This is a genomic window from Caballeronia sp. HLA56, assembly GCF_054655155.1.
The window spans coordinates 275,746-290,823 of sequence record NZ_BAAHOB010000002.1 but is presented as its reverse complement, the minus strand read 5'-3'; the positions used below and the strand labels follow the sequence as shown (position 1 = coordinate 290,823).

General features: G+C 58.0%; 11 protein-coding genes and 1 pseudogene. 5 read left to right on the top strand and 7 right to left on the bottom strand.

Annotation, left to right across the window (positions count from 1 at the left end; all coding sequences use genetic code 11):
• Nucleotides 1–3: 3 nt before the first annotated feature.
• Complete coding sequence (locus ACYQ47_RS07750) at nucleotides 4–282, bottom strand: hypothetical protein (RefSeq protein WP_244829924.1); 279 nt, start codon at nucleotides 280–282, stop codon at nucleotides 4–6.
• Nucleotides 283–695: 413 nt separating this feature from the next.
• Between ACYQ47_RS07750 and ACYQ47_RS07745 the strand changes: the two genes are divergently transcribed.
• The gene (locus ACYQ47_RS07745; protein ID WP_244829925.1) at nucleotides 696–1,754 is read left to right on the top strand and encodes an NAD(P)-dependent alcohol dehydrogenase; all 1,059 of its coding nucleotides are present in this window, start codon (nucleotides 696–698) and stop codon (nucleotides 1,752–1,754) included.
• A 57-nt stretch (nucleotides 1,755–1,811) separates the two neighbouring features.
• On the opposite strand, the gene tssE is transcribed toward ACYQ47_RS07745, so the two are convergent.
• From tssE to tssK, 6 genes are all read right to left on the bottom strand, one after another.
• Nucleotides 1,812–2,237, bottom strand: coding sequence for a type VI secretion system baseplate subunit TssE (tssE, locus tag ACYQ47_RS07740; RefSeq protein WP_244831024.1), 426 nt, complete (start codon nucleotides 2,235–2,237; stop codon nucleotides 1,812–1,814).
• A 10-nt stretch (nucleotides 2,238–2,247) separates the two neighbouring features.
• Complete coding sequence (gene tssH, locus ACYQ47_RS07735; RefSeq protein WP_459905003.1) at nucleotides 2,248–4,923, bottom strand: type VI secretion system ATPase TssH; 2,676 nt, start codon at nucleotides 4,921–4,923, stop codon at nucleotides 2,248–2,250.
• 119 nt (nucleotides 4,924–5,042) lie between these two features.
• On the bottom strand, nucleotides 5,043–5,528 hold the full coding sequence (locus tag ACYQ47_RS07730; RefSeq protein ID WP_244829927.1) for an Hcp family type VI secretion system effector: 486 nt from the start codon (nucleotides 5,526–5,528) through the stop codon (nucleotides 5,043–5,045).
• Between the two features lie 93 nt (nucleotides 5,529–5,621).
• The gene (locus ACYQ47_RS07725) at nucleotides 5,622–7,295 is read right to left on the bottom strand and encodes an OmpA family protein (protein WP_459905479.1); all 1,674 of its coding nucleotides are present in this window, start codon (nucleotides 7,293–7,295) and stop codon (nucleotides 5,622–5,624) included.
• A gap of 5 nt (nucleotides 7,296–7,300) precedes the next feature.
• On the bottom strand, nucleotides 7,301–8,029 hold the full coding sequence (locus ACYQ47_RS07720; RefSeq protein ID WP_309958290.1) for a DotU family type IV/VI secretion system protein: 729 nt from the start codon (nucleotides 8,027–8,029) through the stop codon (nucleotides 7,301–7,303).
• Nucleotides 8,026–9,378 (bottom strand): type VI secretion system baseplate subunit TssK, encoded by a 1,353-nt coding sequence (tssK, locus tag ACYQ47_RS07715; RefSeq protein ID WP_459905002.1) that lies wholly within the window; start codon nucleotides 9,376–9,378, stop codon nucleotides 8,026–8,028. The genes ACYQ47_RS07720 and tssK overlap by 4 nt, the downstream gene beginning before the upstream one ends.
• A gap of 527 nt (nucleotides 9,379–9,905) precedes the next feature.
• On the opposite strand from tssK, the gene tssB reads away from it, so the two are divergent.
• The 4 genes and pseudogenes from tssB to ACYQ47_RS07695 all read left to right on the top strand — a co-directional run bounded on the left by tssB (nucleotide 9,906) and on the right by ACYQ47_RS07695 (nucleotide 14,770).
• Nucleotides 9,906–10,418, top strand: a complete 513-nt coding sequence (tssB, locus tag ACYQ47_RS07710; RefSeq protein ID WP_459905001.1) for a type VI secretion system contractile sheath small subunit — start codon at nucleotides 9,906–9,908, stop codon at nucleotides 10,416–10,418.
• A gap of 46 nt (nucleotides 10,419–10,464) precedes the next feature.
• Nucleotides 10,465–10,860: pseudogene (locus ACYQ47_RS07705) on the top strand (type VI secretion system contractile sheath domain-containing protein); the annotation flags it as partial.
• A gap of 77 nt (nucleotides 10,861–10,937) precedes the next feature.
• Nucleotides 10,938–13,811, top strand: a complete 2,874-nt coding sequence (locus ACYQ47_RS07700; protein ID WP_459905000.1) for a hypothetical protein — start codon at nucleotides 10,938–10,940, stop codon at nucleotides 13,809–13,811.
• Nucleotides 13,808–14,770: a hypothetical protein gene (locus ACYQ47_RS07695; RefSeq protein WP_459904999.1), complete on the top strand. Its 963-nt coding sequence runs from the start codon at nucleotides 13,808–13,810 to the stop codon at nucleotides 14,768–14,770. Before ACYQ47_RS07700 ends, ACYQ47_RS07695 begins: the two co-directional genes overlap by 4 nt.
• Nucleotides 14,771–15,078: the final 308 nt, after the last annotated feature.

Here is a 15,078-nt window from a genome sequence, read left to right as displayed (position 1 = left end):
GCGTCATTGCGCCATCGAGACATCCGCGCGCAGCGCCGACATCCCGAAGCGCTGCATGATGTAACTCTCGACGACGAGTTGCAGGTCGCGCTCGCGCGGCCGCGTGCCCCAGCGGCTGTTCCCCGCCACCGATGCGATGGTGAACCACGAATGCGGCGGAAATAGTTCCACGCGCAATAGCCCGCGCTCCAGTATTCTCAACCGCCCCGTGTCGACGTGAAACTCGGCGCTTATCGTGCCGCTCTGCGTGTCGATGCTCGCTGTTACCGCCTTCGAATTCATGGTCTCGCTCTCGTGTGATATCGATTCGATGCCGACGCCCCGACGTCAGCTACTCCGTTGCTTTCGGAAGCGCCCCGAACGTTCCTTGGCTTCCGCGCTTACCCAAACCTTAGATCTGCAACTTTTGCACGCATAGTCCCGCTTGCGCGGGGAGACGGACGGGGGAGGTCCCCATCGGTCGTGCAGAAAGATGCTTATAGGCATACAGTACTGAAGTTGCGATTTGCCGCCGAAACATCGGCGCGATCGGCAAGATCACCGCAACGCGTGTGCGAGAGCGCGGCGAACGTTCGCTGTCGCACATAAAAAAACGATGCGCGCTCTCGCGCGCACTTCCGTTTCGACCGTGTCCCCGAGGTGTCGCAAGGACGCGGTTCCTGTCATAAGCCTGAAACTCAAGAGGGAAAACAATCATGCGCAAGGCGTATTCCTATGCAGCATCCGCCGCCGACAAACCGCTCGGCCCGCTTGAAATCGAGCGTCGCGATGTCGGCCCGAACGATGTCCGCATCGACGTGCTGTTTTGCGGCGTCTGCCACTCGGACCTGCACATGGCGCGCAACGAGTGGGGCGGCACGAACTATCCGGTCGTGCCGGGCCATGAGATTGTCGGGCGCGTGGCGGAAGTCGGCGCGGAGGTGACGAAGTTCAAGGTGGGCGATCTGGCGGGCGTCGGCTGCATGGTCGATTCTTGCCGCGTGTGCCCGTCTTGCAAGGAAGGCGAGGAGCAGTTCTGCGAGAGCCCGGAAAGCTTCGTGCAGACGTACAACTCGCCCGACAAGAAGTCGGGCGGCGTGACGTACGGCGGCTATTCGACCTCGATGGTCGTCGACGAAGCCTTCACGTTGAAGGTGCCTGACAACCTCGACCCGGCGGCCGTCGCACCGTTGCTGTGCGCGGGCATCACCACGTACTCGCCGTTACGTCACTGGAACGTGCAGCCGGGCGACAAGGTGGGCGTCGTCGGACTGGGCGGCTTGGGCCATATGGGCGTGAAGCTGGCGGCGGCGATGGGCGCGCATGTCGTCTTGTTCACGACATCACCGGGCAAGATCGAGGATGCGAAGCGTCTCGGCGCGAACGAGGTGGTGATCTCGAAAGACCCGGAGCAGATGGCGGCGCACGCCAACAGCTTCGATTTCATTTTGAACACGGTGGCGGCATCGCACGATCTCGACCAGTTCATGGTCTTGCTCAAGCGTGATGGCACGATGACGCTGGTTGGCGTGCCGGAGCATCCGCATCCTTCGCCGGCTGTGTTCAACCTGATCTTCAAGCGCCGGTCGATTGCGGGTTCGCTGATCGGCGGTATTGCGGAGACGCAGGAGATGCTGGATTTCTGCGGCAAGCACGGGATCACGTCCGACATCGAGATGATTCGCATGGATCAGATCAACGACGCCTACGAGCGTATGTTGAAGAGCGATGTGAAGTATCGGTTCGTGGTGGATATGGGGACGTTGGCGCAGTAGGGGAGTTATTTGGTGAGGTAACGGAGAGCCCGCGTGAGCGGGCTTGTTCCGTGGTGTTTAGCGACCTTCGCGAACGCGACGTTCCAGGCGGAATACGCCCGGCGGAACGAAGTACGTGCCAAAGCGCACGAGCCCTGTCTTTTTCAAATGACAAGTCATTTCGAAGCTTACCTGCAAGCCGGGATCGTCGTTTTGCAAGATGCCGATATCGATAGAACGAATCCGCGGCTCATACTTCAAAAGCGTTGCTTCCATTTGCTGCTTGAGCGCGTGTGACGAGCCGGGCAACTCCTTATAAACATTGGTCAGATCCGGCAGACCGTAGTCTGGTAGATGCTTCAGTGCGCCCGCACGCGTATTGAGAATACGCCGCACGTTTTGCTGCACGCTCAAGGCTTCGAGCGTGCGGTCGTCGAAATGGTCGATCGACTCCCCGTCAATCTGACCGAGGAGCATGTCGTAGAGCGATGGGCCGGCCGCCATGACGCAGCGCTCAGCCGTGTGCAGCGGCAACTTCGCCGCGATCGACGAATTCGATCGTCAGATTGCCTCCTTCGGAACTTGCAAGGCGAACCTCGGCCGGCGTGGTGCCGGTGGCCATGCGTGTCAGAAGTTCGCGCGAAACGGTCGGCAGGATGCGCTGATCGAGGAACGTGTCGACATTGCGCGCGCCGGATTCGCGGGCGAGGCACAGTTCTGCGAGTGAGGCGATGAGCGTGTCGTCGCAAACGAGATTGACGTCATGCTGCTTTTGCAAGCGGTCCGAAATCTTGCCGAGTTTCAGCCGAACGATCTGCGCCAGAGCGTCGGCGGCCAATGGCCGGTAGACGAGCGTCTGGAAGCGCGCGAGCAAAGCCGGTTGAAAATGCTTGACGAGCGGCTCGTGGATCGCATCGAGGAGCGCCGCCTGGGCAATGTCCGGATTGTCCGTCGTCACTTCGTCGATCTGCGCGCTTCCAAGATTCGACGTCATCAAAATCACGCAGTTGCGGAAGTCGATTTCGCGACCTTCGCCATCGCGCATGGTGCCGCGGTCGAACACCTGATAGAAGATATCGAGCACGTCGCGATGCGCCTTCTCGACTTCATCGAGCAATACGACGCTATAAGGGCGTTGCCGCACCGCTTCGGTAAGAATACCGCCGCGTCCGTAACCGACGTAACCTGGTGGCGAACCCTTCAGCTGCGAGACCGTGTGCGCCTCCTGATACTCCGACATATTGATCGTCGTAAGGGCGGCCTCGCCGCCAAAGAGGACATCGGCAAGCGCGAGCGCGGTTTCGGTCTTGCCGACACCCGAAGGTCCTGTCAGCAGGAACACGCCGAGCGGCGCGTGCTCGCTCTTGAGTCCCGCCTTCGCCGTGCGCAGGCTTTGCGCAAGTGTGCCGAGCGCGTCGTTTTGCGCAACCACGCGTGCGGCCATGCGCTCCTCCAGCGCGAGCAGGCTCAGAAGCTCGTCTTCGACCAGACTGCCCACCGGCACACCTGTCCACTCCGCGACGACGCGGGCAATGGCTTGGGCGTCGACATCGGCGAAGATGAGCGGAGTCTTGCCTTGCGCGTCGGCGAGCGCGTGGCGGGCTTGCGACAAGGCATCGGCATGCGGCTTAGTGCTGCCGTCACCCCGCTGTTCCAGCAGACTCCGCACGAGCGTCAGTTCTCGTTCATAACGCGCTTGCAGGTCACTCGCTTCTTGCTTCGCGTGCATGATCGATACATCGAGTGCCGCGCGACGGGCCGCCACGTCGGCAACGCCGGCGCGCTCGTCGGCATCGAGCGTCGCGCACTCGAGTTCCAGCGCAGCCACTGCCGCTCGCGCGCGTTGCAGTTCGACCGGAGGCGAATCGAGTCCCATGCGAACCCGTGCCGCTGCGGTGTCGATGAGATCGACGGCCTTGTCCGGCAACTGCCGCGACGGAATGTAACGGCGCGACAGCTTGACGGCGGCGACGAGTGCCTCGTCGCGAATATGCACGTGGTGATGCCGTGCGTAACGCGTGGCAAGGCCGCGCAACATGAGACATGCGGCATCGTCGCCGGGTTCTTCGACCTTGACGAGCTGGAAGCGCCTTTCGAGCGCTGCATCGCGTTCGAAATACTCCTTGTATTCGGCCCAGGTCGTTGCTGCAATCGTGCGCAGTTCGCCACGCGCGAGCGCCGGCTTGAGCAGGTTCGCGGCGTCCGATCCGCCTGCTGAATTGCCCGCGCCGATCAATGTATGCGCTTCGTCGATGAACAGTAGAACCGGCGTGCTCGATGCGCGCACTTCGTCGATCACGTTCTTCAGACGCTGCTCGAATTCGCCCTTCACGCCAGCGCCCGCCTGCAGCAGGCCGAGGTCGAGCGTGAGAATGCGTACGTCGCGCAGGATTGCGGGCAAGCTGCCGTCGATGACACGAAGGGCCAGCCCTTCGACAATCGCGGTCTTGCCTACGCCCGGATCGCCGACGAGGATCGGGTTGTTCTTGCGACGGCGCACGAGCACGTCGATCATTTGTTGAATCTCGCGATCCCGTCCGAACACGGGGTCGATGTCGCCACGGCGGGCCTTTTCTGTCAGATCGATAGCAAAGCGCGCAAGGGCTTCGCCTTCGGTCGAGCGTGGCGGCGCGGGTGTAGCAGATGGCAGATTTTCTTCGGATGCCGACGCTGCCTGTTCGCGCGCCTCGTCTTCCGCTTCCGGTTCCTCGACGCGGTTTTCGCACGACAAACGGCCAAGACGCGGCAGCAACCGCTCGATCTGCATGCTGGACAGCGACAGCAGCGGCCAAGCGTCTTTCGTACGCAGCACGTGCGGCGCGTCGATGATCGCCCGCAGCAAGTGCGCCGAGCGAATCTTGCCGTCGATATCCTCGCGTGACGCCAAGGTCCACGCGTCTTGCAGCACGCTCGCGAGCTGAATTGAAATCGAAGGCATGCCCCGCAGATTGCGTGGCAGCCGATCGATGGCTGCGAGCAGTGCGTTCCACACCGCATCGATATCGATATCGTAGTGTTTGAGGATCGCCGGAATGTCCCCGTCATCGGCCTCGATCAGCTTCAAAAGCCAGTGCTCGACCGTGATTTCGTCGGATAGACGCGTTTGGCAAAGGCTCGCGGCCGCTTCAAGCGTACGTGAGCAGTGCGGGTTGAGCCGGCGAAGCAGTTGCGTGGAATCTCGGGATGTCATAACGGGAAAGCGAAGAAAACCGAAGGAGGCGAAATATGAAAAATCGCCGGCCCATTCGATATGGACCGGCGACGGACCCGATCAGCGGATCAGATCCGTTTGCAACTCAAGCGCCTGAATTACGAGCGCTCGTTCCACGTGTCAGCGTGAATGATGTTGCCGTCCTTGTACGCCCACGTGATTTTCTCGTAGCGCAGTTCCACCTGTTCGAGGTGGTTGTGCTTTTCGTAGTCGGGAACCTTGATGTCGTGCATCTTCGGTCGCACAGCGACGACCTTGACGTTCTCGAGCTTGGTGTTGAAGTATTCCTTCTCCTTGCCCGCGTCGTCGATCTTGTACCACTTCATCTCGACCGACTTCAGCGTCTGACCGCTCGTCACAGCCTTGTACAGATAAGGCGTCGACGCGTCCGTTTCCTTCGTGAAGGTGATCGGCGCGTGCACGCGCGTGCCGGTCAGCTTGCCGGTGTTGCCGTCGGTCGGGATGTGGATGCCGTGATCGAAAGCGACGACTTCGACGCTGCCTTCACGATCTTGCACGGTAACGGAACCCTTGATGTCGGCGCCACCGTCATCCTTGAGCCACATGTATGCGGGAATTGCCATTTACTGCTCCTTCTTAGTACAACAAAACGTGCTCGGGAGAGCGTTCTCCCGGGCCTCAAGATCCCAAGGCCGTAGCCCCGGGGATTCTAAAATCTACTTGTTCGTATCAGGCACAAGCGTAATTTCCACGCGTCGATTCTTCGCACGCCCTTCTGGCGTGTTGTTATCGGCAATCGGGCGCGTGTCGCCGTATCCTTGCGTAGCGAACTGCGTGGCGGAGATACCCGACGCGTCGATTAACCAGTCACGTAACGCCGCTGCACGCGCCATGGAAAGTGTCAGGTTGCTACGCGGATTGCCTGCGTTATCCGTGTGTCCCGCGACCAGAATACGCTTGTCCGGATGCGCCTTGATCATCTCCACGGCGTCGAACAATGCCCGATTCGAACCAGGCTTAAGCATTGCCTTGCCGCTATCGAACAACGACATACTGTCGAGTGTCACGACCGCAGGCGGCGGTTCAGGTGGCTGATATGCGGCGATCGCGGTATTGAGCGAAGGCATGAGCGGCGCACCGTGATATTCGCCGAGCGACAGCCGCAATGGGACACCCGAACGCCCGTAACGATCGAGTTCGTCGCGATCGGCGATAAGCGCGTGCAGCGCGTCGCGGCGACCGGCATCGTGCTCGGGCGCGATGCCCGCATAGCGCTCCATATGTCCGCCGATACGTGTCAGCAACGCGGCGTTGTTCCGGCCTGCGCCCCAAAATGCGGCGGCCAGCGCGAGCGCGCACATTGCGCCGACATGCGCGAGTGCTACGTGCCGCGGCGACGCTCTCACGCGCTGCGACATAGCCGCGATCAACGGCTGTGGCAGAGGCCACGGCGCAGGCGAGCCCGCGACGACCGCCGGTATAACGCGCGTCTGCATCTGGACGTCGCGCTCCCACGGTTTATCGGCATTGCTTGCGGGACCGCAGTCGATCCACCCGGCGCCGTGAAGCGCCCACGGGGCTGCCGGCTGACGGGAATCGGCTAGTGTGTCGAATATCACGCGCTGGGTCCATCCGATAATCGAAGCCAGTCCGGCAACGCTTGCGGCAGCATATGGGTCTGTTGCGTGCCGGCGTGCATCCGTTTCGGAACTCTCGATTACCGCATCGAAGCGCTTCATGTCGGTGAGCGGCGATCCGCTTGAGATCCCGTGCCACTGCGCGGCGGCGAGCGCATCGGTCGGCGCCTTTCTGACCAGCCGTTGATACACGGCGACGTAGCCGGGCAACGGTGCACCGATCATGCGAGAGGCATCGGCGACTGCCTGACGGACGATCCGCAGCGACTGTGACAGCGCGTCAGCGTCGGCATGCAGCGCAGGCGCCACGCTCAGCACGACGCCGTCAGGTGCGTGACCGTCGCGCCATTGCCGCATGGCGAGCGCGAGGCGCGGCAGATCCTGGATACGATCCGCACGTACCCAGATGGCTCCCTCTCCGACATGAACAAGACGTTCCCTGCTGCTCTCATGATTGAAGATCGATGGCAGGGCGTCACCCGTCACCAGGACGAGCGGCATGCGCGTGCGAAGCCTGACTGGTACCTCCGCCGTGGCGGAGCCGAGCGCCGTCAAAACGTGTTCACTGGCCTGACGCGCACGTGTCTGTTGATGCGTGCGCAAACCGATGGCGAGTAGTGCCGCCAGCACGACGACGGCAGTCAATGACCAGGCGAGCGTCGTCGTCACCGGCATGACGAGCCAAAGCACGGCGAGCATCAGCGCTGCGGCGATACCGACTACTGTGCGAAAGGGATACCCCAGCCGTTGCATTGAATTCACCGCTTGATGCCCGACGGAATCGTGCTAACCAGTTGCGCATCGAGCGCCACGTGCCACGCAAACCAGACAGCCAACGCGACTACGGCGCACAATCCGGCGATACCCCAAGGCGACAGGCGCTGAAACCAGCTACCGAGGCGGCGTCCGCCATGTTCGATAAGAAACACAGGCTGTTGCGACGGGCGCAACTGCTCAACTTGCGCATTGAGGCTAGTAATGAGCGCGTTGCGTTTTGTCTCGTCCTCTAACGCATAACGACCCCGAAAGCCGAGACCAAGGATTGCTGCATAGCATTCAAGCAAGTCGATACTCGGCGCCGCTTCGCGCATGCGAATTGCCATTCGCTCGAATACGTATTCGCCAGCGTTATGGTGCTGTAGACGCTCGACTTGAATAGGCTCCGCGATCCACTTGTTCTTATTCACGGGATCGAGATGACGCAAGGCGGTTTCGTCAAGCAGTGCGCAAAGCGCGACGATTGCGTCGTCGCCTACGTCGTGCGAATACCCATGCTGCGTAAGCGCCGTCTCAAACGCTTCGACAAGTTCCTTGCAACGGTGGCGGAGCAGTTCGAAGTCACTGGCTTTGCCACCGGCCGATAGTGTGGTAACGAGAAGAGCTGACGCGCGTAGCAAGCCTGTCAGACCCGCAGCCGGCTCGATGGTCGGCTTCGTCGACCGAAGCAACGTGTCGCCGCGCGCCGGCGAAAAAGTAAGCGTCGTCATGCGCGTAGCACCGCGTAGAGTTCAAGCGCCGCATCTGGCACGGATGAGGGCAAGTAGATCTGGCACGCGCGGGCAGCCAGCAATCGGGCGTGCGCGGGGCTCGCGGCGTCCAGCGCGAAATAGTGATTGTCGAGGCGGACCGGAATAGCCGACGGCACCCGTTGCACAGGCTTGAGTGCGATGCCCGCAAGCGCGGAATTGACGATGTGTTCGACATCGTCGGGCGCGCCGATCTTGCACAAGCGCGGGATGCGTTCGACGAGTTCGAACGCCGGGAGTGATGAGTTCACGGACAGATACCAGTCCGCTGCATCCGATGCGATACGTTCGTCCATAATCTTGCCTGACCATGTCGTCGCATTGTCACGAGACAGCCCGATCGACACCACGCGCGACGGGATGATTGCATCGAGCAATTGGCGAATCAACGCTTCCAGCTCCGTGAAGACTTCATCGGCGCGTGCGTGATCGTAGAGAGGGATGTCGGTAAGCTGAGATCCGGTCGAAAACGTCATCAGCGCGCTCGCTAGTTCGGCGATGATCGCGTACAGCCGCTCAGGAGGCTGGTTTGGATTCGATGCAAGAAAGCGCAGCTTCGGCCATGCTGCATGTATGCAATGCAGCAGCCAGAACAGCTGTACGTCGGCCACGCCGTATTCCGTCACCTGATCGACCCGCTCACTACGACGCGCACCGAGCGCGAGACTTTTTGCCAGCAGAATGTCGGTCAGGCGATTGATGCGCTCCATGTGCAGAGCATGAGCGCCCAACGTCAGACACGGTGGCACGTATTGCGAGACTAGCTGAAACTGTCCGCTGGTTGAACGCGACAGGCGTGCGATGGCGCATACCGTGTCGTCGGCGTGTGGTTCGAAGTCGAACAGCAGCCTAAGGGCATGGCGTTCGGCCGCGATCTCCGCTTCATCCGAGCCATTGAGATCGACGACTTTCACGAACTCACGATAGGAGCGGCGCGGACGAGTCAACGCTGTCTCATCCATGCGGCAGTTGCTGCCGTTTGCATCGGGAAGCGCGAGCGCGGCCAGCACAGTAACGCTTTGCCGATTAGCACCGACGCCTTCGAGCAGATCGCGCGGCGGAGGCAGCGCCTGAGCAAGCGTCGTGTCGATGGGAGTGCCATCCGGAAAACGCAACTTGAGTCGAGTCAGTTTGAATCGCCCGGACGCGAGCGCGTCTTCATCTACCTCGACGGCCAGGGTGCCCCATGGTTGAGCCAGCGCGGCCGTCGCGACTTGCCTCAAGGCGAACTCGTTCCAACGGTCCTGTTGCTGAAAATGCTGTTGCGTGAGGATCAGGCCTTCATGCCAAAGCGGTTTTTCGATCCGCATGTCTTTCTTCTCTAGCTATTGTTGCCATCAGTTGAGAATTCTATCTCTCACCACTTAGTTCGTATAGCTGATAACTAAAACGAAGCGACGAATCATATCTGCTAACGAGGACATTCTGTGTACCGTTTCGCCGGAGACGCGAAACATTTATTTCGAGATATGAAGCGCGTCCAGTGCGCGACGTGGAAATTGTCAAATGGTGTTGCATTTGAGTTGAGGGACCGACGAATCTCACTTCCGTCGATTTACACGAGTAGTACTAAGTCTTTGAAGGGACAAAGATTAAGGCCTTGCATAAAGCTTCGTTGCCTAACTATTAGTCACGCCGTACGATCATTGGCAGTTGATGTGGAACCTGTTCTAATAGTGCCCCAATGAGAATCACAATCAAGTGAACAGATCCATGAGCGTGCTCGAGAGTCGCGCCTTCAAGTAGTGCGGTTCGTTGTCGCAACGAATCTTCTTCGAGAGGTTCCTGCGTGTTCGCAGATCGAGTGGCGCTTATGGCTAATCAATAAGGACTATTTATGGACAGCTTCCAGCGCGAAATCCCGAAGAGCCGGGTTTCGATCACCCTCGACCTGCATTCCGGCGGCGCGCAAAAGAAAATTGAGTTGCCGCTGAAGCTACTCGTTGCAGGCGATTTCAGCGCGGGGCGAGAGCAAGCGCCGCTCGCCGAACGAAAGAAAGTCAACATCGACAAGAACAACTTCGACGCGGTGCTTGCTGATTACGCGCCAGACCTCAAGTTCGGTGCGGACAATACGCTCGCGAACGACGGCTCTGAGTTGCCGGTGAACCTGTCGTTCCGTTCGATGAAGGACTTCGAGCCGGAACAGGTGGCGCGTCAGATTCCGGAACTTCAGGCACTTCTGGCCGTGCGCAATCTGCTGCGCGATCTGAAGTCGAATTTGTTGGACAACAGCACCTTCCGCCGCGAGTTCGAAAAGATTCTGAAGAACAAGGAAATGTCGGACAAGCTGCGCGGCGAACTATCGCAAATCGCCACGGCTGCCACGCAGCCCGAAGGCAACGCTTAACGCGCCCTCGGCACCTCTCGAAAAGCACCGTAGACAGGACAAGAAAATGAGCAAGAATCCCGCACGCCAGAGCGCCGCGGCAGAGACCGTCGTGCTTGACGCACCTCGTGATGCGCATGGCGAGAGCGTCTATGCATCGCTTTGCGACAAGATCAATCTTACGCCGGTTGCGCAGGCTCGGCCGCTGGAAGCGTTTCGTGACAACGACACATTGTCGGAAGCGTCTGCCGACGAACGTCTCGCACGCGGCATGGGCGCGTTCCTCGAACTCGTGGCGCAAAGCAGCAAGCCGGTGGATCGCCTGGACAAGTCGCTGCTAGATTTCTTTATTGGTCAGCTCGACCGTCAGATCAGCAAGCAGCTCGACGCAGTGATGCACAACCCCGAGTTCCAGGCGCTCGAAGGCCGCTGGCGCGGTCTGAAGATGCTCGTAAGCTTCACTTTTCCGGCGTGGTCTGGCACGCCTGTGCAAGACGTTAAGAACCCGATCTCTTTCGGCTTTTCTGAGTAAGCATCGATATGGCAAATTCATCAAGAGCGGCACAACCGGCCTCTGCGCCTGCGCCTGCGTCCGCACCTGCTTCTGCACCTCGCGCCGCCTCAAGCGCTCCGGCGAACGCTCCTGCTGCAAGAGCGCCGAGCGCTCCACGCTCCGCGCCGCCTGATACCAAGGTCAAACAAATATCGTTTGGGTTCCCTTTTTTGAAGAAGGGACAACGCCCTGCAGACGCGGCGGCAAAGTTCACCGACGAGCACGAGATCTATCAAATGCTCGCCAATAAGGAACCGTCAGGGAGCTATCTCGTAAGCAAGAGCGGAATGTGGCATGGCGGGATACACATCACGGACACGGGGGCGGGTACGCAGCTGGATCTCAACCAAGGGGTTCGATGCATCGCGGATGGCCATGTCATCGCCTACCGCGTCAATCGCGCTTATCCGGTCAGCCAGGTTCCGGCTTCCAGCAATCAGCCGGCCTCTCAGGCCTTATACAGCACCGGGTTTGCCTTGGTGCGGCATACGATGGAGTTCCCAAAGGGAAAGACTTTCACGTTCTATAGCGTGTACATGCACCTTCAGGCTTACGACGACTACGAACGGGATGTGGGGAAAAGCAAACCGTCGTACTGGTCCACGCAATTCAAGGTGACCGAGCACGCTCGGGATAAACCTGAGGTCAGTAGAACTGGGTCGGCTGCTGACCCGGGTCAGCAGGGTTTGACGGTACGCGCGACGCCGCGAGGAGGCCAACGAGGAGGTCATGCTATGGCCATACTTCCGCAGGGCGCATGCGTCAGTATCGGAGAACAACAGCACGGCTGGGGAAAGATCACCGACGTACATGGCGCGCAGTTGTATGCACCGCAAGCGGGTGGGGTTCCGCCGTCAACAGCCGTGAGCGGATGGATTTTTCTTGGCAACGAAAACGGCGGTCCGCTGGTACAAGCGTTCATGCCCGACGACACCTTCGATCGCGTCGTGGTTACTGCGTCGACCTTGGATAGCGCGGGCGACGCGAGTGCTCAAGGTATTCCCATCAAGGCTGGTGACTTGATTGGCCATCTGGGACGTTACGACTCGCTGAACGCAGGTTCGTCGGCCACGCGCATGGCACACATCGAGGCGTTTTGCGACGACAGCGTGCAGACGTTTATCGACCAGTCCCGAACGTGGATCGGAGCGCATGGCGCGCATAAGGACGACTGGACTCCGCTGGGCTTGTCTGCAGAACCGACGATCTTGCGTATCGACACCCAAACTAAGCTATTCCACGATGCCGAGCGCGAAGGTGCGAGCGCACCCATGACCGGAGTTGTGCAGCGTTGGTCGCTCGGGGAACTCGCACGTGACAGAAATAAGCAGCATGTGGAACAGAACGCTGATCGCACCGGACGCAAGGTGAATTGGTGGCGTGTCGGAAGTGCGGATCCACGGGGGCAAGCCATAGAAGGATGGGTGCGGGAGGAGGCGTTCGCGGGCGGTAGGGTGACGCGTGAATTTGCTCAGACGTGGGTGGACTTTTCTTGCATCGACGATGCGCACGACCCCGCGCACTCAATGTTTGCGACTACGCAAGCTTGGGTGGATTATGCCGGTCATGCGAACGTGCCACACGCGAAATCCCTGACTAAGCTGAGTCCAATGATGAGGACCATCTACCGTGTGTTGTTTCCACAGGGAGATGGGAGTGGCGCTGCGGACGATATGTGCGTGTCTTATGCGGGGGAGTCGGGGCACTATCCGTGGTTGATGCAGCGGGCCTCGCGGTTAATTGTGAAGCACGAGAGTGAGTGGGCTAATCCGGATAAGTGGAAGCAGCTTTATGCGGAGATCGAAAGGGTCGCGGGACGGACACCGCAGTATGACGAAGAACAGAAGCGAATTGAGAAGCTCGTTTGGTGGGATGAGGTGAAGGCAAAAGTGTCAGGCTTTCCTGGGTCAGATGTGTTTCATATCAATCCGATTGGCTTGGTGGCGAATTTTGAAGCGTCAAACGGTTGTTCATGTGGCTGCTGTTATGTCGACAAATTCAAAGTTTCGCGGTGGTCTGGTCAGACCGTGCACTACGGACCCGTCTATTGGGGGGGAGTAAGCTTAGAAGCATCGCCCGCGATGCGGTGCCTTCTTTCCAATGGGCAGATGACGCAAAGCGAACACAGAATTTTAGTGGCTATGTCTAAAAACGAAGGGAAGATGGATTCGGTTCAAGCGTACGATAGCGAGATCTTCACCGCCGGAGCTTGTCAAAAAACCGTAAATATCCGGGGGGCTGGGGAATTTCCAATTCAAGTTGCCGAATTTAAACAAGAAAACGGGGCCGCTTATAAACGCTTATTCGCCGATTGCGGTTGGAGCGTTGAAGATACTGGATCTAAATCGCCCATTGCCACTATGTTTTATAGTGATGAATCTTTAACCGGCGGCACGCTTATTACCGGACGTGAACTTTATAGCCTCGTTAGGACTGGCTGTAACGCGAAAGCCTTTGGTCATGTCGTATCTAATAAGCCGTTAGCATCCATCGTAAATGCAGTGATTGATAACGAATTCCAGGAGAAACAAGTAAAGGATTTCGTGCGCCGACTTAGGTTAGTAATTTCTATAATTCCTACGGGGTTCACTTCTACAATTGGAGACTTTTGTCGAAACGATCTAGGGCGGGCGTTAGCCTTAGACCAACATGTGAATCGGCCTGGCAATGTTGCCGACGATTTTGGAAGGGCTCTCTCTGACTTCTTTCATGCTAATTCATCGGTTGCGAACGATCCCGCGAAGTGGGGTGCGCAGCATACGGCACACGAGGCAGCGTTGACTGCGGCTTACGCCGCACGAAGGCGAATGAATGACAACAATACTCGTTACGCATCATTAAGTGGAGCGCTGTCCCAATGAGATTAAGTACTCACTCTTTCTTGGCCTTATTGTTCGTTTCATGCGCATTATTTGTGACGCGTAGTTTCGCAAATGTTAGCGCAGACGTCACCGCCCAATTGCCAGGTGGTCAAGTGTTGCAATTTAGCGATCATCTATCCGGTACTAATGAGCTACGTTTTGGATCAGGGTGGGCGCGCGCTCGGCTCAAACTGAAAACAGGCGACTGGCTGCGGTTCCTTCCAGACGAATCATTAAGCATCAATGGCGGCGTTGTCTTCAATGGCGTAAGCGCTCGAAGCTTATCTTTTAGCGGGCGTTATTTGGTGCTCCCACTAGTTAGACAGGGAATGCTCGAAAGTGCAGGCAAGGAGCCACGTATAGTGGGAAATCAATATTGCCCCGTCGTAGACACGTCTTCCGGATGCATGATTAGCTTCGAAACTGGAGCTATCTGCTCGGGAGCCTGGTCGCAGCAAAAAGACGCTTGGATTGAGCAGGGGCGCGACCGTTCGGGCGAGATGTTGCAGGGGCAGGAAGATCTTGCTAATCAACTATGGACCGATTTTCGAAAATCACCAAAATCAGGAACATTGCGCGATCGCGTGGTTGATGCATTGGGTATCGAGAATTTAATCTCGTGTGACTCCCCCAGTAATGATAATCGACACACTTATAGGCAGATAGCTGCAGCACTCAGACGCGAGGGTGCAGCGTCTGATGCAACGTACATTGAAAATAAGCTTGCTAAAGTATCGAATGAAAGAGAAGGTAAGTTAGCTCTTGATACCAGGGTCCGGATCAAATCTTGGCTGTATGATTCTCCTGAAGCATTAGCAAGAACAACCGCATATCTAGTTCCGGGCGACAGGGTAAAAGTGCTCGGGGTTAGCAAAGACGGATGGGTTAAGACAGAATACACACAGGCTAATGGCAAAAAAATAAAAAAATGGATACTTAAGTCAACTCTCGACGAATGAGAATTTGAAGGGAAGTCTTCTTTAGGATGGTAAATTCGCGTTTATAATTTTCTCTTAATTTTTTGGAACTCGTAGCGCAATTCCAATCCTCCAAATTGCAAAAGGACAGTATTGGAAGATTAAAACCAACCCGAACGGCGAAAGTGACGTGGTCCCAGCAGGCAAGCGCTTAGTTCATCCTAAAAGCCTTGAAGCCAAAGTTGATCGGCGAGTGGATTTCCGTACCTCCAAAAGCGCCTTTTACTGTGAATTAACCTAAAGAAATGGTTCTATTAGGGTATTGATCTTACAACGATGGCCGTAGGACG